This window comes from Mesorhizobium sp. RIZ17, from assembly GCF_051127865.1.
Lineage (GTDB): Bacteria > Pseudomonadota > Alphaproteobacteria > Rhizobiales > Rhizobiaceae > Mesorhizobium > Mesorhizobium humile.
This window is the reverse complement of the sequence record NZ_CP147861.1, coordinates 3833528-3857851: the sequence shown is the minus strand read 5'-3', so window position 1 is coordinate 3857851 and position 24324 is coordinate 3833528. Positions and strand designations below refer to the sequence as shown.

The window sequence follows — 24324 nt, the reverse complement described above, 5'->3', positions numbered from 1 at the left end:
GACACCTCGATCTGCGGATTGAATTGGCATGATCATCGAATTTTTCGGACCGCCAGGGTCCGGCAAATCAACCCTTGCACATAGCCTCGCCGGCCGCCTGCGCGATCGAGGTTGGGCAGCCAGGGTTATTCTTTGTTATCAACCCCGTAATAAAGGCGATAGCTGGGATCGTTTTGGGGTGATCTCGGTAATTACTAGAATTTCCTCAGCTATTTTCGCGCTATGTGCAGCATTTCTACCGTCTGCATATGAAAACAACGGAGTTAGATTGAGCAATAAATTGATAAGAATTATTCCGCCTAAGCAAATTATCTGGCGGGTTCGAATGTGGCAATATATTGTTCGCCTGTCACTCTGCTGGAAGCAGTCGCAAGAATCGACAGACGTAACGATATTCGATCAAGGCTTCGTCCAGGCAATCGGGTCCTTGGCTATGTTTAACGACACCACGGACGACCGGATGATCGCGCAAGCGCTTTTTTTTGCCCCCCCGGCCGACCTCGTGATTCGACTGGTCGTACCGCGCGATATCGTGGAAGCGCGGCTGCAGGCGAGAATGAGGCTCGAACCGGCGGCGGAGCGGCTTTTTGAGGTCGATGTCGCTGGCAACATGAACGCTTTCGACGTCTTCGACAAAATTGGCAATGTTGTCCAGCGCGGGGACCAAAGCATCCTTTCGGTTCACGCAGTCGACCAAGAGTCGACTGCAATCGACCTTCGCTTGGTGGAAGAGGAAATTCTGGCGCAGTTGTCGCGGACCGGACTTCATCCCGCCAACCAGTGGCAAGGCGGAACCCAGTCGACAGGAAAGGCAGTGTTGTGACCAGCCCGCCGGACATAGGCACAGGTTCGAAAAGGCGTCAGCTCGGACGCCGTGCGGCCAGTGCGGTAGCCGACGTCCCGCCGATCTCTGCCGCGGCCAAGGCTACGGCCTTGGCCGCGATGTCTCCCCGGCGCCACGATGTCGGCCAGCGTCTGATGCTTGCCAGCATCTTCGCCCTTCTGGTCTATGTCAGCGGCGCTGGGCTTACCAGCATTGCACAGCTTGGAATCGCGCGCATGGTCGGCGCGACGAGCTACGGCATCTACTCATATGCACTGGCCTGGAGCATGGTGCTCGCCACCCTATCGACGCTCGGCTTCAACCTGTCGCTGTTGCGCTTCGTGCCGGAGTACAGGGCAGCCGGGCGTTCGGACCTCGCACGCGGAGTCATCATCGTCGCGCTGTGGTGGTCGCTCACGGCGGCCGTACTGGCAGGACTGACCGGAGCCGGCCTTGTCGTCTTCTCGAGGCGGCTTCACGGGGAACTTCAGACAGCGATGCTGCTTGCCATGGCGGCCGTGCCGCTGATGACGGCCTATGCGCTGGGTGCCACGCTGGTTCGCGCCTTTGGAGGCGTGGTATCGGCGCTTTTGCCTGAGCGCGTGGCGCGCGACGGGCTGCTCTTGGCCTTGTTGGCCGGCGCGGCATTTTCAGGTTGGGTGACTTTGGATGCCCGGCTCGCGATGACGGCGGTCGTCACCAGCTCGGCCGTTACCGTATTGCTTGTGCTCGTTACAGCAATAAAGATGCGGCCGGCGGACCTGCTGACCGCGCAGGCGAGCTTTACCTGGCGCCGGTGGCGGTCTGCAATCCCTCCAACCATGCTGATCACCGGGCTTGATGCCTTCGTAAGCCGGACGGGTGTTATGCTTCTGGGTTGGACCGGCCGGGTACATGATGCCGGCATTTTTGCCCTGGCGCTGAACGTTGCGCTGCTGGTCGGCCTTTCAAGCGTGGCGGTCAGCACGATGTTTTCGCCAACCGCAGCGGATCTTCATGCCCGCAAGGATCATCAGAGCCTGCAGCGGTTGTTTTCCAGAGCCGCGGTCTTGAGCTTCAGCGGAGCGCTTGCGTTGGCCGTGCCATTGTTTGTGGTCATCGAACCTCTCCTGGGCTGGTTCGGGGAGGATTTCGCCGCAGGGGCGCCCATAGCACGCATCCTGATCATGGGTTACCTTTGCAGCGCCTTCTGCGGACCTCAGTTGAACCTTCTCACAATGACCGGGCATGAATGGGCCGCCGCCGCGACGATGGTCAGCGGCGCAGTGGCCAATGTCGCCGCTTGTGCCGTCGGCATTGCGCTCGACGGCTCGATTGGAGCGGCGGTAGGCTTCACGCTCGCACTGGTCGTGTGGAACCTCGGAATGGCAATCTATATCCGCAAACGACTGAACATCGTCCCCGGTCTGATCTTTGCCACCTCGGCCCTCAGGGTGGGGCAATTCAGAGCTCGCTGGGGATAGCGGCATGTCTCCAACCGTGGAGTTCGACGCAATGATGTCTATTGGTCATCAGGCTACCCGCGTTCCGCGACTGGAGCCCGAATCTCCATCGGCAGCCCAAGGCGGCCAGATGGAAAATGCCGGTGCCGTACCGGCTGTGGAGCCGCGGATTCTGAACATCTTGCTCGTGGTGCTCAACGCCTTGCGGCAAAGCGACGTGGAATGCTGCTACTGGAAGAGCAGCCGGCGCCTTCAGGCTGTCCTGTCGGGCGAATCCGACTTCGATCTGCTTGTTGCGCGCTCCGATCAGCATCGCGCCACCCAAGCCATGCTTGCCTGCGGCTTCAAGCGTTTCGAATCCGCAAATTGCCATGGCCATCCTGCAGTTCAGAGTTTTCTTGGCTATGACGATCCTAGCGGCCGTATCGTCCATCTCCATCTTCACTTTCGCCTCGTCGTCGGCCAGCCCCTGCTGAGAAACTATCAGCTTCCCTGGGAACAGCTCATCCTGGCCTCGGCGATCCCACACCCGACATTGCCCATCAGGATGCTGGATCCGACGAGCGAAGCATTGCTCCTGCTGGTGCGGGGCAGCCTCGAATTGCGGCGGCGAGATCCGATCGTGCTTCGCAACTGGCAAAGTGCGCAGGAAAAGTTCGAACTTGATCGGTTGCACTTGGCGCCGCAGGTCGATCGCCGCAGTCTCCGCGACCAGGCAGCAAGACTAGTGAAAGAGGACGTCGCGGAAGCGATTGCCGAGGCACTGTTCGCGGCGCAGCCCTTTGCGGCCCAGCATCGTCTTCAAGCCCGGATCCGCAAGGAACTGGCGGCGTACCGAACCTACAACAGTGTCGACGCCCTTGTGCGCGGTATCGGGCGCGCAATCCTGTGGATCGCCGGCGGTCTGAACAAGCGGTTCGTGCACATTCCACGACCCTGGAGCCGCCGTGCACCTGGCGGTGGCATCGTGGTAGCATTGGTTGGCATCGACGGCAGCGGAAAAACAACGGTGACGACGGCAATCCGTCAATGGCTCGGGGCGGAAGTCGATGTACTCCCAATATATTTCGGCACCGGCGGCGGCAGGCCATCGCTGCTGCTGCTGCCATTCAAATTGCTAGTGCCGATGGCCTCCTGGGCGCTTGGGACTAAGCCCGCGGGCAGTTCGCACGGCGGCATCTCGGATCGCCCACCGGGGCCTTTCTACAGTGCCCTGCTTGCGGTCTGGGCAAGCATCGTCGCGGTCGAAAAGCGTAATAAACTACTGGCCGCGCGTCGTGGCGCGGATCGTGGAATGGTCGTTATCACCGACAGGTTCCCCCAGGATCAGATCGCGGAGTTCAACGACGCTCCACTGTTGCCCCGATTGGCCAAGATTCCGGCCTGGCTCCGGCGCTTCGAAGCCAACGCATACGCGCTTGCCCGCCGTCTGCCGCCAGATCTCGTAATCAAGCTGCAGACCACTCCCGAAGTCATCATGTCACGCGAGCCGGATATGGATCCGCTGGTCATTCGACGGCGGGTGCCGGCCTTGCAGCAACTGACCTTCGGCGGCGCCGCGGTGGTGAGCCTCGACGCCGGGCAGCCGTTGGCCGACGTCATCCGTTCGGCCAAGGCTGCGATCTGGCAGTTGCTTTGATTGCATCGTGAATCATCCGGCAGATCGTCGGATGATGGCATGCCCTCACGGCAAGACCGAAATGCGTCCGAGAAGAGCCACCAGTTCCGCCTGCCGCTTCGTCTCAGTCTTGGCGAACAAGGATGCAAGTTGGGAGCGGATCGTCGTGCGGCTGAGGTGCCAGCTCCGTGCGATTTCCAAAGGCGCATCACCTTGAGCCAAGCGCAACGCAAGGTGCGTCTCGGCACTCGTCAAACCGAACATGCGCTGCAGCGTCTGAGGATTGGCCGCAGTCCTGTTTTCGCGATCCAGCAATGCGACGATGCAGGTTCCGTCATGTGCGACCACACCAATTTCATCCAGCACCACTGGGTTATCGCCAAGGTTTCGGATCACGACCCATGAGAGTGAACCTGGCAGGAAATGTACCGGTACGTTTGCAACCAGACGTCTCAGTCCGGCCGAAAGCGCACTTGCCGTTTCGGCAGCGTCGCCCTGTCGTTCAATCGTGGCTCGAGCGGCCGCATTCCACTCGATCACCTTCCTCTCGCTGTTGAGCACCAGATAGCCGCACCCGATGCGCTCGAGCATGCCGGTGATGGACTCCAGACTCCGACGTTGCGACCTGCCGGCCGGCTCTTCGGACCGGTCCGTGGCGCATGTTGGATACGTCGTCTGGGATTGCCGCGCATATGCGTTTTTCAGCACGATGTACCGTCCGCCGGCAACCGCGTCGGTGTGCCTTCCAATCAGAGCCATTTTTGTACCCCGCCCTACCTGCACACAGTCTCCGCAATTACTTGCGGTTACTTATGCTTGTTTGATCCAGATGAATTCCCCTGACTTGAATTTCGACGTGTCTGATATGTCTGCGACAGGGTCGTGGCCGGTCGCAACCCGTATGATTCTATTCGCCGGCTAAAGCGTGGCAATCCCACGGCGGTACTAAGCCGCCTCCGAACGGTCTAGTCTCGACGGACTAGTCCTAAAGTTGTAGTCTGTTGCATGGGCTCATATTTGCGCTGGCTGAATTCGACGGTGCCGGGGACACCGCTAGCTCACGTAGCTTCCGCAGTGATTCTGGCAGTTTCAATAGTATTCGAAGCAACCAATTCTATACATGTCGGGCAAGACGGAGCTTTTATCTCGTTCATTCCCGCGATTATCATCATCGTATACCTCGAAGGTCGGTCGGCCGCGATCGCCGCGACGCTTGTGATGGCGGCGACAGGGCTTTGGGCCCGGCAAGCACTGAATTCCCAGATTTCCTACGAGGATTTGACCCGCGCCATCCTGCTCCTGGTCTCGGGCGGGGTAATTGCGACGATATTCCACCGCTTGCGAACCGAGCTGAGTGAAGCACTCAGGATTGCTGAGGCGAGGCTGGCGGCCGTGCAGGAAACGGAGAGCCGCTATCGATGGGCTTTCGAGCGGGCCGCCATGGGCTTTGCAAGCAGCAATCGACGCGGCGAGTTGCTGCAAGCGAACGAACGCCTGTGCGAGTTGACAGGTTACGAGACGTTGGAACTTGCCCAGTTGCAGATTGAGGAACTCATTCACCCTGATGACCGGGACGAGGTGCAGGGGTTTCTGAGAGATCTTGGTAGCGACGCCGCTGCATTCGGTGCAGAGGTTCGCCTGTTGCGCAAAGATGGCAAGACATTCTGGGCCCGCCTGACTCTTTCTTCGTCCCCGCATGATGAAGTTTTCGCCGACAGCGTGTTCATTGTGATCGATGACATTTCGGAACGACGAACTGCACGCGAGGCCCTGCGGGCGCAGAAGGAATGGCTTGATCTCGCTCTGTCTGCCGGTCGCATGGGCACGTGGCGAATGGATTTCAGGGACGGGACAGTCACTGGCTCTGGCAAGTTCTGGGACATTCTCGGCCTGCCAGTTGGTCCCACCGCTCGCCTGGAGGACCTTTCTGCTGTGGTTGACCCAGCTGACTGGCCCAAGCTCGCAGGTTCGATGAAACCCTCAACGACAGCGAACTACGATATCGAAATTCGTATTCGGCGGCAGGACGGGCATGTGCGCTGGATCGCCCTGCGCGGACGCAAGGAAAAATACGATGATCGTTCGCTATACATCGGGGTGGCTGCCGACCTCACCGAGCGTCGGCAAACAACGCTTCTGCGCGCAGCCGCGAAGAAACGCGAACGCACCATGCGCGAAGAGCGCCATCGCTTCAGCAATCTGTTTCCGGTGATCACCGCCCTGGTGAAGATGATCAATGTTCCCGGCAACGACATCGCCAAGTACAAGGAGATGCTGATCGATCGGATCAGAACCCTGGAGGCGACGCATCTGCTCCTATCGCGCCGCTCGAGCACTTCCGGGATGCTCCACGATCTCGTCTCTCAGGAGCTTCAGCCTTTTGCAGAAACAAGAGACATAAGAATCGTCGGGCCATCGCTGGTAATGCCCGCCGGGGCCGCCGAGAGCTTTGCCATGGTTCTTCACGAGTTGACGACCAATTCAGTAAAGCATGGCGCGCTAGGCGATACCGAGGGCCGCGTCGAAGTGACGTGGAGCTTCGCGTCAGCTGACGCAGGTGGCGACGTTGTGTTCGATTGGGTGGAATCGGGGCAGCGGAAGCTCGCGGGCATCGTACGTCATGGTTTCGGTTCGATGATAATCGGTGTGGACGGGGCGCCGCTGGTCGGTCATTCGCCAAAATTGGAGATATCGGAGCGCGGGTTCCGATATTCGTTGCGGCTGTCGCGGAAAGAAATTGAACTCTAACCTTCGTTGTTCGCAAGCCAGCTTTGCAGCAAAACGGCCGCTTCGGTCCGGTTTCGAACCCCAAGCTCGCGCATGATGGCCGCTGCGTGGATTTTCGTCGTCGCTTCGGCAATCTCCAAATTGCGGGCAATTTCCTTGTTCGAGTACCCTTCTGCCATCAACTTGAGAACTTCCTTCTGTCGCGACGTCAACTTTGCGAGGCCGCCGATACCGTCGCGCCGCCTGGCCGCGAATCTCTCCGTGAACGCATGCGCCTGCTGACCTTGCCCGGCAGACGTGCGCGAAAGAAGTGCCGGAACGTAGATGCGACCCGCGAGCATCTCGTTCACAGCCAGCACGACTTCCTCGTCCTTTTGCGATTTTACGATGTAGCCGTACAGCCCGATCGAAAGGGCTTTGAGTATCTCCGCGCGTGAATCGTCGGCCGAAACGATTGCGAAATGCGTATTGGGGTAGGCAGACATAACATCGCCGAGAATCTCCTGATCGAAGAGGCCCGGCATGTTCAGGTCAAGGATCGCAAGATCGATTGATGCCTGTTGCTCCAAGAGGCCGATCACGGCGTCGAAACACGCCGCGTCGAATATCTCGGCGCCCGGAATGCCCGCGGTCAGAGCCAGTCGAAGGCCACGGCGATACAATCCGTGATCGTCGGCGATGACGATCCGATGCATTTCCCTACCCCAACGCTTGTCGGCGAGCATACTCCTACCAGCCCGCCACACTCCATCATCGTGAGATGTGCCAACCGTGATAAGCTAAATTCGTGGCCGACCACTAATCGTCACACCCCAGCGAGGTCCGCGTTGTCCCTCGCCCACGAACGTCACATTACTAATATAATCCTAATTTGAACGCGTTGCCTATCACTTAGTCGTCATAGAGCAGCGGGAGTTTGCGGCCCCACCCTCAAACCTCTCAGCCGCGGGACACCCGCAATGCCGGACGACTACCATTCAAATGCACGACGACAACCATTCGAACGCACGACGACACTCGGTTCGAGCGGTCATAGCATCCATGACGCGCTCTTCTGACGCTTGGGAGGGGAGACTTCGGACACTCTCCAGCTGGCTTGCGACGTTGCTCGCCGGCCAGCGCATGACGAAGGAGCCAGATGAACCTGGGAGGATAGGATGAAAGCGGTGATTCAATGCGGTGGAATGGGAACCCGCCTTCGTCCCTTCACATCGGTCTTGCCGAAGCCGCTCATGCCGATCGGCGCGCGCCCCGTTCTGGAGTTGCTCCTGAAGTGGTTGCGACGTAACGGCATAGAAGACGTCTACATCACTACCGGATACCTCGGACACCTGATCCGCAGCGTCTGCGGCGACGGCTCCCAGTGGAACCTGAAGATTCGGTATACCCAGGAAATAGAGCCGCTCGGAACCATCGGCCCGCTGTCCTTGATCAGGGACGAGTTGACCGAGCCGTTTCTCGTCCTCAATGGCGACGTCCTTACAGATCTTAGTCTCAGTCGGTTTGTGGCGGCGCATCGTAAGCATAAAGACCCGGTAACGATCGCTACCGCCTGCCGCTTGATCAAGATGGATTTCGGCGTCATAGATGAAACAGACAATATCGTTCAGGTATTTCGTGAGAAACCGACGCTATCCAATCTTGTAAGCATGGGTATATACTGCATGGACCCAAGTGTCTTGCCGTTCATCCCCTCAGGTGTGCCATTTGGTTTTGACGATCTCATGCTGCAGATGATGCAGGGAGGCACGGTCGTGCATGTGTACAAGCACGAGGGTCTCTGGCTCGATATCGGCCGCGTCGACGACTTCCAGAATGCACAATCGATCTCGTGGGAAGAGCAGTCGTCCTCGGTAGAGGTCGCTGCAGTGGCCGCGTGAAAACAGTCGTCCTAGGCGAACGGCCGGGGAGGTCACGATGCTCTTGGTGAGTGCCCCGATCCTGGGCGTACCTGAGAAGGCTGCGCTATCGAAGGTGATCGACAGCGGTTGGCTGACGATGGGGGAGCGGGTGCAGGCCTTCGAGCGGGCCTTTGCGGATGTCCATGGCGCGGAGGATTGCGTTGCGGTCAGCTCTTGCACCGCCGCGCTTCATCTGATCCTGCACGCGCTCGGGATCGGCCCGGGGGACGAAGTGCTGGTTCCGTCGCTGACCTTCGTGGCGACCGCGAATGCGGTGCTATATGTCGGGGCGACACCGGTCTTCGTCGACATTGAGTCGATCGACGTCCCTTTGATGTCACTCGCCGAAGCAGAGGCGCGTTGCACGCCGCGCACGAAGGCGGTCATCCTCGTTCATTTTGCGGGCTACCTTGCCAATCGCGAACAATGGCAGAGGTTCGCCCGTGCGCGCGGGCTACACATCATTGAGGATGCCGCACATGCGCCCGGCTTAAAGGAAGTTGGGACATTCGGCGCCGCCGCCGCATTCAGTTTCTATGGCAACAAGAACATGACGACGGCGGAAGGGGGGGCCGTCATTGCCCGCGACCCCGATCTGCGCGAGAAAATCCGACTGGCCCGCGGGCATGGGATGACCTCGGGAACGCACCAGCGGTTGAACAGCCGCACGCCGCAGTATGACGTGACCATGCTCGGGTTCAACTACCGCATGGACGAGATGAGAGCGGCGATCGGCCTGGTCCAGCTCCAGAACCTGCAGGAGTGGAACGAGATAAGGCGTATCCTGGCCGTGCTGTACCGGCGCCTCATCGCAAGCCATTGCCCGGCTGTGACAGTCCCGTTCAGCCAGCCCCGAACGTCCGCCTACCACATCATGCCAATCATTCTGCCGCGCTTTGCCAGGCGGCAACACGTAATCGACGAACTGCGAGCTCAGGGAATACAGACCACCATCCACTACCCTCCCCTGCATTGGATGACACTCTATCGCGAGCGTTTCCCCGGCATCCACCTGCCGCTCACGGAAGACTTTGCCCAGCGCGAACTCACGATTCCATTGCATCCCCAGATCACGTCTTCCGCGGTCGAGGCCGTGGTGGCTGCCCTGGCAAGCTCACTCGACAGCTCCAGCCAAGCAGGAACAGCGGCATGAACGCTTCGGACCTTTCGCTGCATCGATATTTCAGTCCCTGCCCCAGCCACGGGTTCACAAGGCGGTCAATCGATCTCGCCGTGGCTACGATGGCGGGTGCAATGTTGGCACCGCTAATGCTGGTGATCGCCGTCGCCTTGCTGCTGGAAAGCGGCTGGCCCTTCCTGTTTGTTCAGACCCGCGTCGGGGCGGGCGGCCGGCCATTCCGCATGTACAAATTCCGGAAATTCGCCGCGCGGTGCAGCCCGGGCGGCGTTCCGCTGACCGTCGCCGGCGACAGCCGCATGACGCTGATAGGAAAGCTGCTCGCCGACACCAAATTCGATGAGCTGCCCCAACTGTGGAATGTCCTGAAGGGCGACATGGCGATTGTCGGGCCGCGACCCGAAAGCCTTGCCTTTGCTGACTGTTTCCTTGGGAGCTTCGAGGCTTTGCTGCAATACCGGCCTGGCTTGCTTGGTCCAACGCAGGCCCTCTTCAGGCACGAAGCCCATCTCTATCCGCAGAACCTGGATCCGGTGCTGTTTTATCGAGAAATCCTGTTTCCCGCCAAGGCGAGGATCGATCTCTCCTACTATCCGGAACGCTCGATCGCCTCGGACATCGTCTGGATGTTTCGCTCCCTGCGGGCGGTCCTTTATCCGGCACCGCCAGGCGGTGAGAGCTTCGTAGTCGCACGCCGCAATATCCGAGGGCCGGCCCCGCTAGGTCGGAGAGGAAAGGCCTGACTATGGCTTACACGGGGAAGAAAGTCCTGGTCACCGGTGCCGATGGATTTATCGGATCGCACCTCACAGAGGCATTGGTTCGCAGCGGCGCCGATGTCACCGCGCTGGCTCTCTACAATTCCTTCGATAGCCATGGCTGGCTGGACGACCTCCCGGAAAGCGTTCGAAACCAGTTGAAGCTGGTCCGCGGCGACGTTCGTGACAGCGCGTTGCTCAACCGGATTACACGCGGCCAGGCCATCGTGTTTCATTTGGCGGCTCTGATTGCCATTCCATACTCGTACGCCGCCGCGCAATCCTATGTGGAGACCAATATTCTGGGCACGGTCAATGTGCTCGAGGCCGCGCGCCATTGGGAGACGGAGCGCGTGGTGCAAACGTCCACCAGCGAGGTTTACGGCACGGCACTGACTATGCCGATCAGCGAGACCCATCCTCTGCAGGGACAGTCGCCTTACTCGGCTTCCAAGATCGGAGCCGACATGATGGCGGAGGCCTATGCCAGGTCCTTCGATGTCCCCGTCGTCATCATGCGACCTTTCAATACTTATGGCCCGCGCCAGAGTGAGCGCGCAATCGTGCCGACCATCATACGGCAGGCCCTTGATCCAGATTGTCCGGCGATAATGGTCGGAGACACAAGCCCGATCCGCGATCTCACCTTTGTCGAAGACACGGCGTCGGCATTCCTGACCGCCGGCACAGCCGAGCTCGAATTTGGTCGTCCCTACAACGCCGGCAGCCAGCGCGCCTCGACCATCTCCGAGGTGCTCGATCTGGTGCTCGAGTTGAGTGGTTCGAAAAAACCCGTCCGTCGCGACGAAAGTCGCTTGCGGCCGCAGAATTCGGAAGTCCGCGCGCTGCTCGCGGACTGCACGCGCTTCGCAGGCGAGACCGGATGGCGAGCGCAGACCAGTTTGCGCGATGGACTTGAGCTGACCATCGACTGGTGGCGCGCGCGCCTAAATGAGGGACGCGTGCGCCGCGAGAAGGACTACATGATATGACGCTACTTCTCCGGCGAGCGCTGGTGGTGGTGGGCGGGGTCATGTCATTGGCCCTGTGGGCGGCCGAATGGCACGACAATGGCGCGGCGGCACAGCTCCTTGCGACAGCGCCGATGGAGTTGCCCAACTACCTGCAGCAGACAAAGGATCCGGCGTTCGGGACTGTCCTCACCCGTATCACCAAGCCCGGCGACCTCGGCGCAGGTGTCGTTTGCGGCGACAAATATTGCAGCCATCGTTACTCAAGCTCGCAGGCTTGGAATTCGGATCAGAGCCTACTTGTCCTAACCAATGGCTGCGGCGGCATGTGCTTTCTCGATGGGCGGACGTTTGCTCCGCTTTTTCATCGCGATCGATCCACCGAATGCGAATGGCATCCGCGCGATCCCGAGCTGATGATCTGCGTTCACGACCAGAAGATTTCGACCTGGGCGCCACGCGTCGATCGCGAGGAAATCCAATTCGCTTCGACGGACTACGCCGGGCTCCAATTCGGACCGTATAAAGGCAATCCGAGTCTCGACGGGACCCGCATTGCGGTGCGAGCCACCCGCAAGGATGGCCACCAGGTCGCCTTCGCCTTCGACCTGAAGCAGCGGCGGAAGTTCGCGGACATCGATCTTGCCCAAATTGCCGGGACCAACAACGCCTGCTCGATCTCCCCCTTGGGAACAAGCATTCTTTGCTTTCAGACACTCAAAGACGGTGTCGAGCAGGCTTTCATTTTCACCGTGGACGGAGCCTTGCGCCAAACATGGCCCGAGCATCATCGACCCGGCCATGGCGATATGACGGTCGATGCCGACGGCAGCGAAGTCTATGTCGGGATAAGCAAATCGGACCCGGACAAGTATCAGGTGATCAAGCGACGGCTGTCCGACGGAAAAGTCACCCCTCTGATGAAGTATGGCGAAGCTCAACATGCTTCGCTCAGATCCCTTGGCATGCCCGGCTGGGTATTCCTGAGCTACGGCGGAAACCCGGACCAAGTCGCCAGTCATCCGGATTGGGCGCCCTATGCGCGCGAGGTTATCGCTCTGCGTATAGACGGGAGCGGGGAAGTTCGGCCCATCGTCCAGACTCGGAACACTCCATTCGACTACTGGAGCGAGACCCATGCCTCACCATCGCCGGATGGTTCGCAGGTGGTTTGGTCGAGCAATTGGGGGGTGCCTGGCGGTCCAGTCTACGATTTCGTCGCTCACCTCGATTGGCCTCGGGAGAGGTTTTCGAACCAAACGGAGGTTGCCGCAAATGGTGCCCATTAGCAGAATTGCGCTCGCGTCGATCGCCGCGTTCTGTGCAGCTCAGATGGCCGTAGCTGCGGATATGGTGGGCCTTTATCGGCTTTCTCCCGGCGACACGGTCGAGGTTGCGGTTGCCTCGGTTCCCGACTGGCCGCGCCGAGCAGTGGTCCAGATGGACGGCACGATCGCGCTTCCCGAAGTCGGGGTGATTTCTGTCGTCGGCCTCACCTCGGCCGAACTACAGACCCGCATGGCAACGATCTTGCCGACGAAGATCTTCCATATACGCCTGTCCGACGGAGGGGAGCAGACCGTCATCATCAAGCCGGACGATGTGACCGCCATCGTCGCCGACTATCGCCCTGTTTATGTGACCGGTGACGTGCTTACTCCCGGACAGCAGGCCTACCGTCCGATGATGACCGTGCGACAGGCAGTTGCGGTGGCCGGCGGATACAGCCTCTTACGTTCTAGGACCAGTCAGGCCGGCCCCGATCCGGTGGATTTGCGGCGCGACTATGAATCCCTTTGGGGGGAATACACCAAGGCCTACTTTCACGGTGCCCGCATCCGGGCCGAATTGGCGAACAAGGACAGCTTCGATACCCAGGTGCCGCAAGGCTCGCCCTTGCCGGACAGCATCGGCGCGGCTATCGCCCAGGCCGAGGGACAGGCGCTCAAGATAGCGCTCGGCGATTATCAGCAGGAGCAGCGGTTCCTTGACAAGGCTGAGAAAGACGCCGCTGCCGAAGTCGCCGTGCTTGCAAAGCGCCAGGAGGTCGAGACCGAAGGGGTGAAGGCGGACGAACAGGACCTGGCGCGGGTGACCAAGTTGTACGAGGCAGGCAATCTGACAAACAACAGATTGGCCGACGTCCGGCGCGCCTTGCTCCTGTCGTCCAGCGGAGCCCTGCAAACGTCGGTCGAGCTGATGCGGACGCGCCACCAGCAGGAGGACTACGCCAGGCAGCGCGAACACGGCGACAACCAAAGAACGATTGGTTTGCTCACCGAATTGAAGGAAACCGACGCGTCGCTGGTGGAACTCACCGCGAAGCTTCACGCCGCCAGCCAGAAATTGCAGCCGAGTGGAGCATCTGCGCATCCCCTGCCGATAGCCGGTGAAACGATCCAGGCCCAGGTGATCATCGTTCGCAAAGTCGGTGCTGAATGGCGAAAGCTGCCTGTCGATGAAGACGCCGCCGTGGCGCCCGGCGACACCGTAGAGGTCAAGTTCGCAAGCGAACTCGAAAGCAGTGCCATCCAATGACGCGGCGCGGTTCAGCCGACAGAAGATTTCAAGTGATGCGCGCCGTCTGACGCGCGCCCGCGTCGCCACATCCATCACGGTTCGTCGTATCGACTCGACCCGGAACCTCCTTCGGCTCCTATCCCTCTCCCCCGCAAAATTCCGTTCGTGCGACACTCTATCCCCAACTTGATGGGCTGGTTTCGGTCCCCCTCGAGAGCGGCGTCACGATTTTGCTGCATTTTGCAAAGAGGGACACATATTAGTGGGGATGAATGTTCGACGAGGAGGGGGAGCAAGGCTGCTCCAGGAAGGTCCAGGTTGTCCATCATCATCGGCAGAGCCAATGAGATCGCTCCGCGCTTTGGCGTGGAAGACAGCAGATCATGAAGCCAACGGAAAGGCGCGCGTCCGATCTGCATAAGGCGATGTTGAGCTGTGTACCCGGGCTGGTCGGCGTCGGCCTGTTCTCGGCGGTCATAAACATTCTCTCGCTGACCGGCTCCATCTATATGCTTCAGGTCTACGATCGCGTCCTGCCGTCGCAGAGCGTTCCGACACTTGTCGGATTCACGATCGGCATGCTCGGTCTCTACGCCGTGTATGGCCTGCTCGATTTCGTGCGGCTTCGGCTGCTGGTTCGAACAGGCAGCCGCCTTCACCGAAAGCTGCAGCCCAAGGTCTTTGCCCTCTCGCTTTCCCTGCCTCTGATCAAAGGGCAGGACGCGAGCCGTGTGCAGCCGCTTCGCGATCTCGATCAATTGCGCGGCTTTCTTTCCGGGTTGGGACCCACAGTCGTCTTCGACGCTCCCTGGATGCCGTTCTACCTGGTCGTCATCTATTTGCTGCATCCTTCCCTCGGCATGCTGGCGACGGTCGGTGCTCTTCTCGTCGTGCTACTGACGGTGGTCGCCGAAATCCTCGGGCGCGGACCAGCCGCTCGCGCCTCTGAAACACTTCTGGCACAACGCAGCCTTGCCGATTCTGGACGCCGCAACGCGGAGGTCGTGCGAGCCATGGGCCTTTCCAGGCGACTCGGCTGGCGGTGGAACGAGATCAGTCATGCCTATCTCACCCACCAGGAGCGGCTCTCCGATATCGTCGGCGCCACCGGCTCGCTGTCGAGGGCGCTCAGAATGGCTTTGCAGTCTTCCGTTCTAGGGCTCGGCGCCTATCTCGTGATCGGTGGCGAAGCCTCGCCCGGAGTCATCATCGCATCCTCCATACTCCTCGGCCGCTCGCTGGCGCCGGTCGACGCGGCGATCGCGAACTGGAGAGGGTTCGTGTCCTTCCGGCAGAGCTATGCTCAACTGACGGCTGCTCTGACCGCTTTCGGTGGCCATGTCGAGCCGATGGAACTGCCGCGCCCCCAAGCCATGCTTGCCGTCGAGGAGCTGACCATAGCACCGCCGGGCCAACTGAAGCCGACCGTGATGAACGTCGGCTTCGATCTGACGAGAGGCGCGGGAATGGCCGTCATCGGCCCAAGCGGCTCTGGGAAAACCACGCTCGCGCGAGCCTTGGTCGGGGTCTGGAGCCCGCTTCGTGGCACAGTAAGACTGGATGGGGCTTCGCTCGACCAATGGAGCCCGGAGCAGCTCGGCGCCCACATCGGCTATCTGCCGCAGGACATCGAACTGTTCGATGGAACGGTTGCCGACAACATCTCGCGGTTCGGCGGCAAGGGAGACGCCAAGGGTGTACTGGCTGCTGCCAGGGCCGCTGGAGCCGACAAAATGATCATGCGTCTGTCGGAAGGCTTTCAAACACGCGTGGGAGACGGAGGCGCAGCTCTGTCCGCCGGGCAGAGGCAGCTCGTGGGACTCGCCAGGGCGCTTTATGGCAATCCGTTTCTCGTCGTGCTGGACGAACCGAATTCGAACCTGGACGTGGACGGCGACGCCGCCCTGGCTGCGGCGATCCTGTCGGTGCGCCAGCGCGGGGGTATTGTCATCGTTATTGCGCATCGCCCCTCCGCCCTCGCCAACATCGATCAGGTTCTGGTGATGTCCAACGGCATGCTGCACTCCTTCGGCTCGCGCGAGGACGTGTTGGCGAACGTGATCCGGTCCGTCCCACCTGGAGAGCGTCCTAGTTCGGTCGTCCCGTCACCGAAGGGCGTGAGCGGACATGCGTGAGGCTGCGCATCATGGCTGAGGCGGCAGCTTGGCAGAATAGCCTGACGGCCGGCGCGAGCGAATGGGCGGAGGCAACGAGACCACTCGACGCTTCTGACGGCATCCGCGCCAATCTGCGATTGGGTTTTGCGGTAACGGTCCTGCTGTTCGTTGGCGCAGGACTCTGGCTCGGGCTCACGAAGATCGCCGGCGCAGTGATCGCGCCGGCCACCGTGGTTGTCGAGAGCAACATCAAGAAGGTCCAGCATCAGACTGGCGGCACCATTGGCGGAATCTTCGCGCAGGACGGCGATCATGTGCGAGCCGGCGATGTGCTGGTCAGGCTGGACGATACGCTCACGCGGGCAAACCTGCAGATAATCAACGGAGATCTCGATCGCGCGACCGTTCGCCTCGCTCGACTGGAGGCCGAGCGCCAGGGGGCGCCGGATATGAAGCTTCCGGCCTCTCTTCAGGCCGAAATGGACAATCCCGAACTGGCCGGGCTCGTCAAGGGCGAGCAAGCCCTGTTCGAAAGCCGCGCCGCTGCCTTGACAGGTCAAAAGGCGCAACTGCAAAGCCGCTCGCAGCAGCTGCAAAATCAGATCGACGGGCTCAAGGCGCAGAAAGCCGCGACGGACGATTCGGTGGTCCTCCTTGACAAGGATCGGGCCGACGTCGAAGCGCTCTACTTGAAGAAGCTGGTGCCCAAGGAGCGATTGAGCAACGTCAGGTTGGAGGCGACACGGTCCCGTGGCGAGGCCGGGCGCCTCGCCGCCGCGGTTGCGGAGGCCGAAGCCAAAGTCAGCGAAACCGAGCTGCAGATCCTGCAACTGGACGAGCAAAAGCGCAGCGACGTGACGAGCGAACTCCGCGAGACTGAAGCCAAGCTGACCGAGCTCAACGAGCGCCGAGTTGTGGCGCAGGACGAGCTTACCAAGACGACCATCCGCGCCCCGCAGTCGGGGACAATACAGGAATCTTCAGTCCACACGATTGGCGGCGTGGTCGGCGCCGGGGAAGTGCTCATGATGGTCGTTCCCGATGCCGACGACCTGGTGCTGGACGCGCTCATCCCCCCATCGCGGATCGATGACGTTCGCCCCGGTCAGCCTGTCTCGATACGCTTCCCGGCTTTCGATGCCGGCACCACACCCGCCTGCCAGGGCTCCGTTCGGCGCGTTTCGGCGGACCTGATCAAGGATCCGCAGCATCAGCTCTCGTATTTCTCGGCGCGTATCAGCGTCGAAAACAAGGCGGACTGCCTGACGGAAACAAAGGTGCTCAAACCCGGGATGCCGGCCGAAGTCCACATAAGCACTGATCAGCGCAGCGTCTGGTCCTACCTGCTCAAGCCTCTAACCGATCAGATGTCCCGGGCCTTTCGCCAATAGCGTAGGAGACCATTCGGATAGAGGGCACAAGGCGCTGATTGCCGTGATCGATGTGGATCGGCGGCGTTCTTTGTGCCGAGGCGTTCGAACCCGCACCCGGCCTGCCGCGGATGAACCCGAAACAACGTTTGCCGCTGCAAGCCGGGCTTCGAACACAGCGCGCTGGTGTCAGGTCGAATCGACCTGAAATCATCCGCCTCTAAATCAAAGGATAGAGCATGATGTCGTCCGAAAACCGCTTCACTTCTCGGCATCATGCTTGGTAATCGAGCGGCCCGGCGGCTCTTCGGGGGGTACTCAGTTAGCCACCGGGCCTAACCGGCGGGGCATGGGACCTGTTGGGTCGCCGGCTGCGGCAAGTATGCGTGCGTGTCGTCGGCTCGGCATCATTCGAACGAACACGATGCTTGTACGCCCGGCCTTTCACCGGGTCACGGCAAGCCTAGCGTCTCCCCCTGGTCAATGGACCTGTCACGCTTGACTGTCTTCATCACAACGAAGGGTGACAGTCGGAAGTCTGCCTGATCTGCTGAACGCAAGATTGGCTCGGGGGTGCAGAACGCCGATATATAGTCGGAGACCACCCGGACAATTTCGTGAGGTCGATGGATGCGCGGACAGCGACATGAAGAGTTTGGCCAATCCACACTGGCGATCCTCGAAGCTGAATGCGCCGAGCGCGCCGCCAAGGCGGCCAGGCTTAAGTCACTTCGCCAGCAGTTTCTGCTGGCGAAGGCAGAATTGCGGATTTCCTTTACCGAGGAGATCGATTGCACCGTGCTAGCGGCGGCATTGAGGGATTGCCGTGATTCAAGGCGCCTCCTCTCCCCCGGCAAGTGATCCTCTACGCCGGCAAGCCTGGCGTTTCTATCGACGATCGGATCAGGCGCCATGCGGGGCGCCACGACGTTGGACGCCGACGAATTTGTGCGCAGGTCGCAGGCATCTGCAGCGCACTGCGCAAGATTTTCGAGAGAAGCGCCGGCCGACCTGTACCTGCATCATTCGAATGGAGGGTGCACGTTACAGTGCTCCGATCTATTCCGAAACATTACGTCAATACGAATCCAGTTCGCGACAAGAACCGGAGCGTTGCTTCGGTTCACTCGAGCCGGAAAGCTTCCCGCATTTACACCTGGGGAAGCGTTGTCCGATCTCGCGAGGATCGGATTGACGTCCACATGATTGCCGCCGGCGGTGATCCATCCCTTACGGATCGGGGTTCCGAATGACCAGTTCGTCTCAGATCACCACTCAATTCTCCGGCATTTCGGACACTTCGAGCGATCCGCCGCACAATGCGCTCGCCGTCGGTCCAAGCTACATCGTCATGGCGGAGGGATCGCGGATCGAATGGACGAACCTGTCCGGCGGCGCGGCGAACTTGCAGTCGGTCTACCAGTTCTTCGGATCCCTCGGTTCGACTGCGGCCAACGCCCTGTTCGATCCACGCGCGGTGTATGACAGCGTCAACAACCGATACGTCGTCACCATGGACAACATCGGTTCAAACGGCGCGATCAGCAACATCGACATCGCCGTATCGAAGGACTCGAACCCCAACGACGGCTGGTATTTCTACTCGCTGAACACATCGCTCACGATCAACGGTCAGCTGACGGCAGCCGATCAGCCGATCCTGTCGCTCGACGGCACAAACATCTACATCACGGCACCCCAATACGACGTCAATGTCTCAGGCTTCGCCGGGACGGAAGAATGGGTCATCAGCGACACGGCGGGCACCGGCGGCGGCCTCTACAATGGCGGCACCATGACTGTCGTGGCCAGCCAGCTTGCTGCGCCCGGTCAAGGCATTTCCCGGGTCGTGGCCGGCAACAACGGCCAGACCTATTATGCCTCCGCCGTCAACACCGGCAGCCAGACCCTCATCACATTGCAGACCTACAGCCTCGCCACCAACAGCTTCGGCGCAGCAACCACCGTGTCGCTCGGCAACATCGATCAGGGCGGCGGCGGCGCCGATTTCACGGCCCAGCAGCAGGGAACCAGCATTCCGCTGGATGCCGGCGACGGGCATCTTCAGAACCTCGCCTACGCCAACGGCTTTCTCTACGGCGTGTTCGAAGTGAAGCCGGTCGGCTCGAGCACCCCCCAGGTGCACTGGTTCAAGCTCGACGTGAGCAATCCGAGCAGCCCCGTCCTGGTGGCGCAGGGCAACATATCGGGCGCCTCGATCGGCGCCGGCGTCGCCACCTTCGACGGCTCGATCGCCGTCGACCAGGCCGGCGACGTCGTCATCAACTTCACCGCCAGCGGCCCGAACATGTATCCGGCCGATTATTACAGCTTCCTGGCGGCTGGCGATCCCTCAGGCACCTTTAGCGCGCCCGTTCTCTACCAGGCAAGCGCCAGCTATCTCGCCGATGGCGACGGCCCGACAGTCCAGCGCTGGGGCACCTATTCCACGGCGATCGCCGATCCCAACCAGGCGAATTCCTTTTGGCTGTCGAGCGAGTACTCCGCCAATGGCTGGTGGCAGACAGCGGTGGCGCAAGTCGCCATCCAGGCGCCAAACGCGACCGTGACCGAACGCTTGCTCAACGACACCGGCGCGTCGCCGAGCGATAACATTACCAGCAGCGCCGCACTGACCGGCACCGGCAGCGCGAATGCGGTCGTGCACTTCACCGTCGACGGAAGCCCCATCTCCAGCACGGTGACGGCCAGCAGCACGGGAGCCTGGACCTTCACGCCGACAGGACTCGCGGACGGACAGCATACGATCATCGCCAGCGAGACGGATGCGCTCGGCAACCCCTCATCGGCATCGCTGACGTTCACGCTCGACACGACGCTCCCGACCGTGACGATCACCAATGCCGGCGGCACGGCGACCCAGCCGACGCTGACCGTGACGGGAACCGTCAGCGATCCGGATGTTTCCGGCCCCGGCACGACGGTCGCGATATTCGACGGCACTGCCCAGGTTGCAACCGCGACCGTCCAGGCGAACGGAAGCTGGAGCACCAATATCAACTTGACCAACGGCACGAACAGTCTGACGGCGCGGGATACGGATCTCGCGGGAAATGTCGGGATCAGCGCGCCCGTCACATACACCTACCAGGGCGCGACATCGCAGATCACGACGCTATTCTCCGGCATTTCGGACACTTCGAGCGATCCGCCGCACAATGCGCTCGCCGTCGGTCCAAGCTACATCGTCATGGCGGAGGGATCGCGGATCGAATGGACGAACCTGTCCGGCGGCGCGGCGAACTTGCAGTCGGTCTACCAGTTCTTCGGATCCCTCGGTTCGACTGCGGCCAACGCCCTGTTCGATCCACGCGCGGTGTATGACAGCGTCAACAACCGATACGTCGTCACCATGGACAACATCGGTTCAAACGGCGCGATCAGCAACATCGACATCGCCGTATCGAAGGACTCGAACCCCAACGACGGCTGGTATTTCTACTCGCTGAACACATCGCTCACGATCAACGGTCAGCTGACGGCAGCCGATCAGCCGATCCTGTCGCTCGACGGCACAAACATCTACATCACGGCACCCCAATACGACGTCAATGTCTCAGGCTTCGCCGGGACGGAAGAATGGGTCATCAGCGACACGGCGGGCACCGGCGGCGGCCTCTACAATGGCGGCACCATGACTGTCGTGGCCAGCCAGCTTGCTGCGCCAAATCAGGGCATGACCCGGGTCGTCGCCGGCAACAACGGCCAGACCTACTACGCTTCGGCGATCAGAACCAGCAGCCAAACCCTCATCACTTTGCAGACCTACAGCCTCGCCACCAACAGCTTCGGCGCAGCAACCACCGTGTCGCTCGGCAGTATCGATCAAGGCGACGGGGGGGTCGATTTCACGGCCCAGCAGCAGGGAACCAGCATTCCGCTGGATGCCGGCGATGGGCATCTTCAGAACCTCGCCTATGCCAACGGCTTTCTCTACGGCGTGTTCGAAGTGAAGCCGGTCGGCTCGAGCACCCCCCAGGTGCACTGGTTCAAGCTCGACGTGAGCAATCCAAGCAGCCCCGTCCTGGTGGCACAGGGCAACATATCGGGCGCCTCGATCGGCGCCGGCGTCGCCACCTTCGACGGCTCGATCGCCGCCGACCAGGCGGGCGACGTCGTCATCAACTTCACCGCCAGCGGCCCGAACATGTACCCGGCCGACTATTACAGCTTCCTGGCGGCTGGCGATCCCTCGGGCGCTTTCAGCGCGCCCGTTCTCTACCAGGCAAGCGCCAGCTATCTCGCCAATGGCGACAGCGCAACACTTCAGCGCTGGGGGATCTATTCGACCGCGATCGCCGATCCCAACCATGCGAATTCCTTTTGGCTGTCGAGCGAGTACTCCGCCAATGGCTGGTGGCAGACAGCGGTGGCGCAAGTCGCCATCCAGTCATCCACCCCAGCCGTGACCGAACGCTTGCTCAACGACACCGGCGCATCTTCGGGCGACACGATCACTAAAGACGCCACGTTGACCGGAACCGGCAGCGCGAACACGGTCGTGCACTTCACCGTCGATGGAACCCCAATCTCAAGCACGGTGACGGCCAACAGCACGGGAGCCTGGACCTTCACGCCGACAGGACTAGCTGACGGGCAGCATACGATCATCGCCAGCGAGACGGATGCGCTCGGCAACCCCTCATCGGCATCGCTGACGTTCACGCTCGACACGACGCTCCCCGCAGTGGCGATCACCAATGCCGGCGGCACGGCGACCCAGCCGACGCTGACCGTGACGGGAACGGTCAGCGACCCGGACATTTCCGGTCCTGGCGCGACGGTCGCGATATTCGACGGCACTGCCCAGGTTGCAACCGCGACCGTCCAGGCGAACGGAAGCTGGAGCACCAATATCAACTTGACCAACGGCACGAACAGTCTGACGGCGCGGGATACGGATCTCGCGGGAAATGTCGGGATCAGCGCGCCCGTCACATACACCTACCAGGGAGTGCCGCAGGGAGCCCCCGACCACGTCGTGGTCGTGATGGAAGAAAATCACAGCTACTCGGAAATCATCGGCAACTCCGCCGCGCCATACATCAACTCGCTCGCCAGTCAAGGTACGCTCTTCACCAACTACTACGCGGTCTCCCACCCAAGCGAGCCAAACTATTTCGCGATTTTCTCCGGCTCAACCCAAGGTATCACAACGGACGGCAGCTTCTTCTTTCCGACAACGCCAACGCTAGCGGGGGAACTGGCGCAGGCCGGCGACCGCTTTGTCGGCTACGCGGAATCCCCTCCAGATCAGGATCACGATCCCTGGGCGAGCTTTGGCGACTCACAGAATACGGGCCAGGATTTCAGCCAGTTTCCAACCGATTTCAGCACGTTGCCGACGGTTTCGTTCGTCGCCCCCAACATCAACGACGACATGCATACCGGTACCATCGCGCAGGGCGATCAGTGGCTCAGTTCACATCTCAGCGCCTATGCCAACTGGGCGACCACCCATAACAGCATTCTCGTCGTCGCCTTCGACGAGGACGACGGCACGAGTAACAATCACGTCGCGACGCTCGTCTTCGGCGCCGGCGTGGGCGCGGGACAGAACAGCCAGCTCTTCGATCACTACTCGCTCCTGCACACGATCGAAAATATGTATAATTTGCCCGCGCTGGGTTCGACCGGAACGGCGCCTATCATGACCTTCGCTCCGGTGAGCGGCGCGCCGACGATCGCCTCGATCGCGACATCCGGCACGGGCATTACCAATGGCACCGGCGACCTGAACGCCGGCAAGATCGTCACGCTGACCGTGAACTTCAGCGCGGCGGTGACGGTCAACACAACCGGCGGCTCGCCGCAACTCCTGCTCAACGATGGTGGAATTGCGACCTACAGCGGTGGGTCAGGCACGACCGCTTTGACATTCAGCTACGCCGTGGCCTCCGGTCAGAACACCTCAGATCTGACGGTTTCCTCGTTCAGTTTGAACGGGTCGACCATCACAGATCCCGCGACCAACAACGCCAATCTGGCAGGCGCCACCAACTACAATCCAGCCGGGACGCTGCAGATCGACACCACGGTGCCGACAATCGCCATCAACACGATCGCCGGCAACAACAACGTCAATGCCCTGGAAGCACTGACCGGATTCGCCATCAGCGGCACCTCGACCAATGTCGAGAACGGCCAGGTGGTCACGGTCAACATCGTCAACAGCCAGAACGTCGTCGTCGACAGCTACACGACCAGCGATCAGAACAATGCATGGTCGATGAGTGTGACGAGCGCACAGGCACAGGCACTGGCCGACGGGGCCTACACGGTGACCGCGGATGTGGCGGACAAGGCTGGCAATCTTGCCCCGCTTGCCACCAAGGCCCTGATCGTCGACGAAGACAATACACCGGAGGCGCCGATCCTGACGATCGCCAACACGGCTCTGACCGTCCAGGCACGTAGCTCGGTGGCGCTCGGCATTACCGCAACCCCGGTCGATTCCGACGACAGCGTCACCTTGAAAATCGCGGGATTGCCCAGCTACGAGACGATCTCGGCGCCGAGCGGTTACCACGTCAGCAAAGCACTGCAATTGAACGGCACCTACACCTGGACGATCACCGAGACCTCGTCCACGGTGGGCAAGCCGATCTCGGGGCTGACGCTGGCATCCTCCTATAAGGGCACGAACCATCCCGTCGCGACGCTGACGGTCACCGCGAGCAATTCGACGGCTGGCGAAACGGCGAGCGCGCCGTCAAGGACGATGACTGTCACCGATCCTCCGGCGACCACAACCAATCCAACATCGAACCTGCTTGCGCTGTTCAACCAGTATGCTGCCTGGGGTTTCCACGACGGTCGCGCCAACGCCGGTGAGATCGCCCCGGCGTGGTCCCAGCATGGCGGCAACGATGTCTTGGCGATGCTGACGACACCTGGGCATTTCGGGCACTGAGGGGG

General features: G+C 60.9%; 16 protein-coding genes. 14 read left to right on the top strand and 2 right to left on the bottom strand.

Features of this window, described 5'->3' with window-relative positions:
- Positions 1-28: 28 nt before the first annotated feature.
- The 3 genes from WDX12_RS18420 to WDX12_RS18410 all read left to right on the top strand — a co-directional run bounded on the left by WDX12_RS18420 (position 29) and on the right by WDX12_RS18410 (position 3904).
- On the top strand, positions 29-823 hold the full coding sequence (locus tag WDX12_RS18420; protein WP_434721505.1) for a hypothetical protein: 795 nt from the start codon (positions 29-31) through the stop codon (positions 821-823).
- 119 nt (positions 824-942) lie between these two features.
- Complete coding sequence (locus tag WDX12_RS18415) at positions 943-2286, top strand: lipopolysaccharide biosynthesis protein (protein ID WP_320295016.1); 1344 nt, start codon at positions 943-945, stop codon at positions 2284-2286.
- Positions 2287-2290: 4 nt separating this feature from the next.
- The gene (locus tag WDX12_RS18410) at positions 2291-3904 is read left to right on the top strand and encodes a hypothetical protein (RefSeq protein ID WP_320294494.1); all 1614 of its coding nucleotides are present in this window, start codon (positions 2291-2293) and stop codon (positions 3902-3904) included.
- A gap of 45 nt (positions 3905-3949) precedes the next feature.
- Here WDX12_RS18410 and WDX12_RS18405 read toward each other — a convergent pair whose 3' ends face one another.
- On the bottom strand, positions 3950-4642 hold the full coding sequence (locus tag WDX12_RS18405) for a helix-turn-helix transcriptional regulator (protein WP_434721504.1): 693 nt from the start codon (positions 4640-4642) through the stop codon (positions 3950-3952).
- Between the two features lie 258 nt (positions 4643-4900).
- Between WDX12_RS18405 and WDX12_RS18400 the strand changes: the two genes are divergently transcribed.
- Positions 4901-6631 (top strand): PAS domain S-box protein, encoded by a 1731-nt coding sequence (locus WDX12_RS18400; protein ID WP_434721503.1) that lies wholly within the window; start codon positions 4901-4903, stop codon positions 6629-6631.
- Here the strand turns inward: WDX12_RS18400 and WDX12_RS18395 are convergent.
- Positions 6628-7305, bottom strand: coding sequence for a LuxR C-terminal-related transcriptional regulator (locus tag WDX12_RS18395; protein ID WP_434721502.1), 678 nt, complete (start codon positions 7303-7305; stop codon positions 6628-6630). The genes WDX12_RS18400 and WDX12_RS18395 overlap by 4 nt on opposite strands.
- Positions 7306-7767: 462 nt before the next feature.
- Between WDX12_RS18395 and WDX12_RS18390 the strand changes: the two genes are divergently transcribed.
- From WDX12_RS18390 to WDX12_RS18345, 10 genes are all read left to right on the top strand, one after another.
- Positions 7768-8490 (top strand): nucleotidyltransferase family protein, encoded by a 723-nt coding sequence (locus tag WDX12_RS18390; RefSeq protein ID WP_434721501.1) that lies wholly within the window; start codon positions 7768-7770, stop codon positions 8488-8490.
- 37 nt (positions 8491-8527) lie between these two features.
- On the top strand, positions 8528-9664 hold the full coding sequence (locus WDX12_RS18385; RefSeq protein WP_320294489.1) for a DegT/DnrJ/EryC1/StrS family aminotransferase: 1137 nt from the start codon (positions 8528-8530) through the stop codon (positions 9662-9664).
- 116 nt (positions 9665-9780) lie between these two features.
- On the top strand, positions 9781-10392 hold the full coding sequence (locus WDX12_RS18380; RefSeq protein ID WP_434721500.1) for a sugar transferase: 612 nt from the start codon (positions 9781-9783) through the stop codon (positions 10390-10392).
- A 2-nt stretch (positions 10393-10394) separates the two neighbouring features.
- Positions 10395-11399: an SDR family NAD(P)-dependent oxidoreductase gene (locus WDX12_RS18375; protein ID WP_434721499.1), complete on the top strand. Its 1005-nt coding sequence runs from the start codon at positions 10395-10397 to the stop codon at positions 11397-11399.
- Positions 11396-12667, top strand: coding sequence for a hypothetical protein (locus WDX12_RS18370; protein WP_434721498.1), 1272 nt, complete (start codon positions 11396-11398; stop codon positions 12665-12667). The genes WDX12_RS18375 and WDX12_RS18370 overlap by 4 nt, the downstream gene beginning before the upstream one ends.
- Positions 12654-13916, top strand: coding sequence for a polysaccharide biosynthesis/export family protein (locus WDX12_RS18365; protein ID WP_320294485.1), 1263 nt, complete (start codon positions 12654-12656; stop codon positions 13914-13916). Before WDX12_RS18370 ends, WDX12_RS18365 begins: the two co-directional genes overlap by 14 nt.
- 365 nt (positions 13917-14281) lie before the next feature.
- Entirely contained in the window at positions 14282-16033 is a 1752-nt protein-coding gene (locus WDX12_RS18360; protein WP_320294484.1) for a type I secretion system permease/ATPase, read from the top strand.
- A gap of 11 nt (positions 16034-16044) precedes the next feature.
- Positions 16045-17406 carry an HlyD family type I secretion periplasmic adaptor subunit gene (locus tag WDX12_RS18355; RefSeq protein ID WP_320294483.1) on the top strand — a complete coding sequence of 454 codons (1362 nt, stop codon included), beginning with the start codon at positions 16045-16047 and terminating at the stop codon, positions 17404-17406.
- A gap of 609 nt (positions 17407-18015) precedes the next feature.
- Positions 18016-18246: a hypothetical protein gene (locus WDX12_RS18350; RefSeq protein ID WP_320327835.1), complete on the top strand. Its 231-nt coding sequence runs from the start codon at positions 18016-18018 to the stop codon at positions 18244-18246.
- 490 nt (positions 18247-18736) lie between these two features.
- The gene (locus WDX12_RS18345) at positions 18737-24319 is read left to right on the top strand and encodes an Ig-like domain-containing protein (protein WP_434721497.1); all 5583 of its coding nucleotides are present in this window, start codon (positions 18737-18739) and stop codon (positions 24317-24319) included.
- The last annotated feature ends 5 nt before the right edge of the window (positions 24320-24324 follow it).

Excerpts from the sequence above, each read along its gene's own strand:
- WDX12_RS18405 (WP_434721504.1), bottom strand. The coding sequence starts at position 4,642 with ATGGCTCTGATTGGAAGGCACACCGACGCGGTTGCCGGCGGACGGTAC.
- WDX12_RS18375 (WP_434721499.1), top strand. The coding sequence starts at position 10,395 with ATGGCTTACACGGGGAAGAAAGTCCTGGTCACCGGTGCCGATGGATTT.
- WDX12_RS18380 (WP_434721500.1), top strand. The coding sequence starts at position 9,781 with ATGCTGGTGATCGCCGTCGCCTTGCTGCTGGAAAGCGGCTGGCCCTTC.
- WDX12_RS18345 (WP_434721497.1), top strand. The coding sequence starts at position 18,737 with ATGGCGGAGGGATCGCGGATCGAATGGACGAACCTGTCCGGCGGCGCG.
- WDX12_RS18395 (WP_434721502.1), bottom strand. The coding sequence starts at position 7,305 with ATGCATCGGATCGTCATCGCCGACGATCACGGATTGTATCGCCGTGGC.
- WDX12_RS18365 (WP_320294485.1), top strand. The coding sequence starts at position 12,654 with ATGGTGCCCATTAGCAGAATTGCGCTCGCGTCGATCGCCGCGTTCTGT.
- WDX12_RS18350 (WP_320327835.1), top strand. The coding sequence starts at position 18,016 with ATGCGCGGACAGCGACATGAAGAGTTTGGCCAATCCACACTGGCGATC.
- WDX12_RS18420 (WP_434721505.1), top strand. The coding sequence starts at position 29 with ATGATCATCGAATTTTTCGGACCGCCAGGGTCCGGCAAATCAACCCTT.
- WDX12_RS18410 (WP_320294494.1), top strand. The coding sequence starts at position 2,291 with ATGTCTCCAACCGTGGAGTTCGACGCAATGATGTCTATTGGTCATCAG.
- WDX12_RS18360 (WP_320294484.1), top strand. The coding sequence starts at position 14,282 with ATGAAGCCAACGGAAAGGCGCGCGTCCGATCTGCATAAGGCGATGTTG.
- WDX12_RS18355 (WP_320294483.1), top strand. The coding sequence starts at position 16,045 with ATGGCTGAGGCGGCAGCTTGGCAGAATAGCCTGACGGCCGGCGCGAGC.
- WDX12_RS18370 (WP_434721498.1), top strand. The coding sequence starts at position 11,396 with ATGACGCTACTTCTCCGGCGAGCGCTGGTGGTGGTGGGCGGGGTCATG.
- WDX12_RS18385 (WP_320294489.1), top strand. The coding sequence starts at position 8,528 with ATGCTCTTGGTGAGTGCCCCGATCCTGGGCGTACCTGAGAAGGCTGCG.
- WDX12_RS18390 (WP_434721501.1), top strand. The coding sequence starts at position 7,768 with ATGAAAGCGGTGATTCAATGCGGTGGAATGGGAACCCGCCTTCGTCCC.
- WDX12_RS18415 (WP_320295016.1), top strand. The coding sequence starts at position 943 with ATGTCTCCCCGGCGCCACGATGTCGGCCAGCGTCTGATGCTTGCCAGC.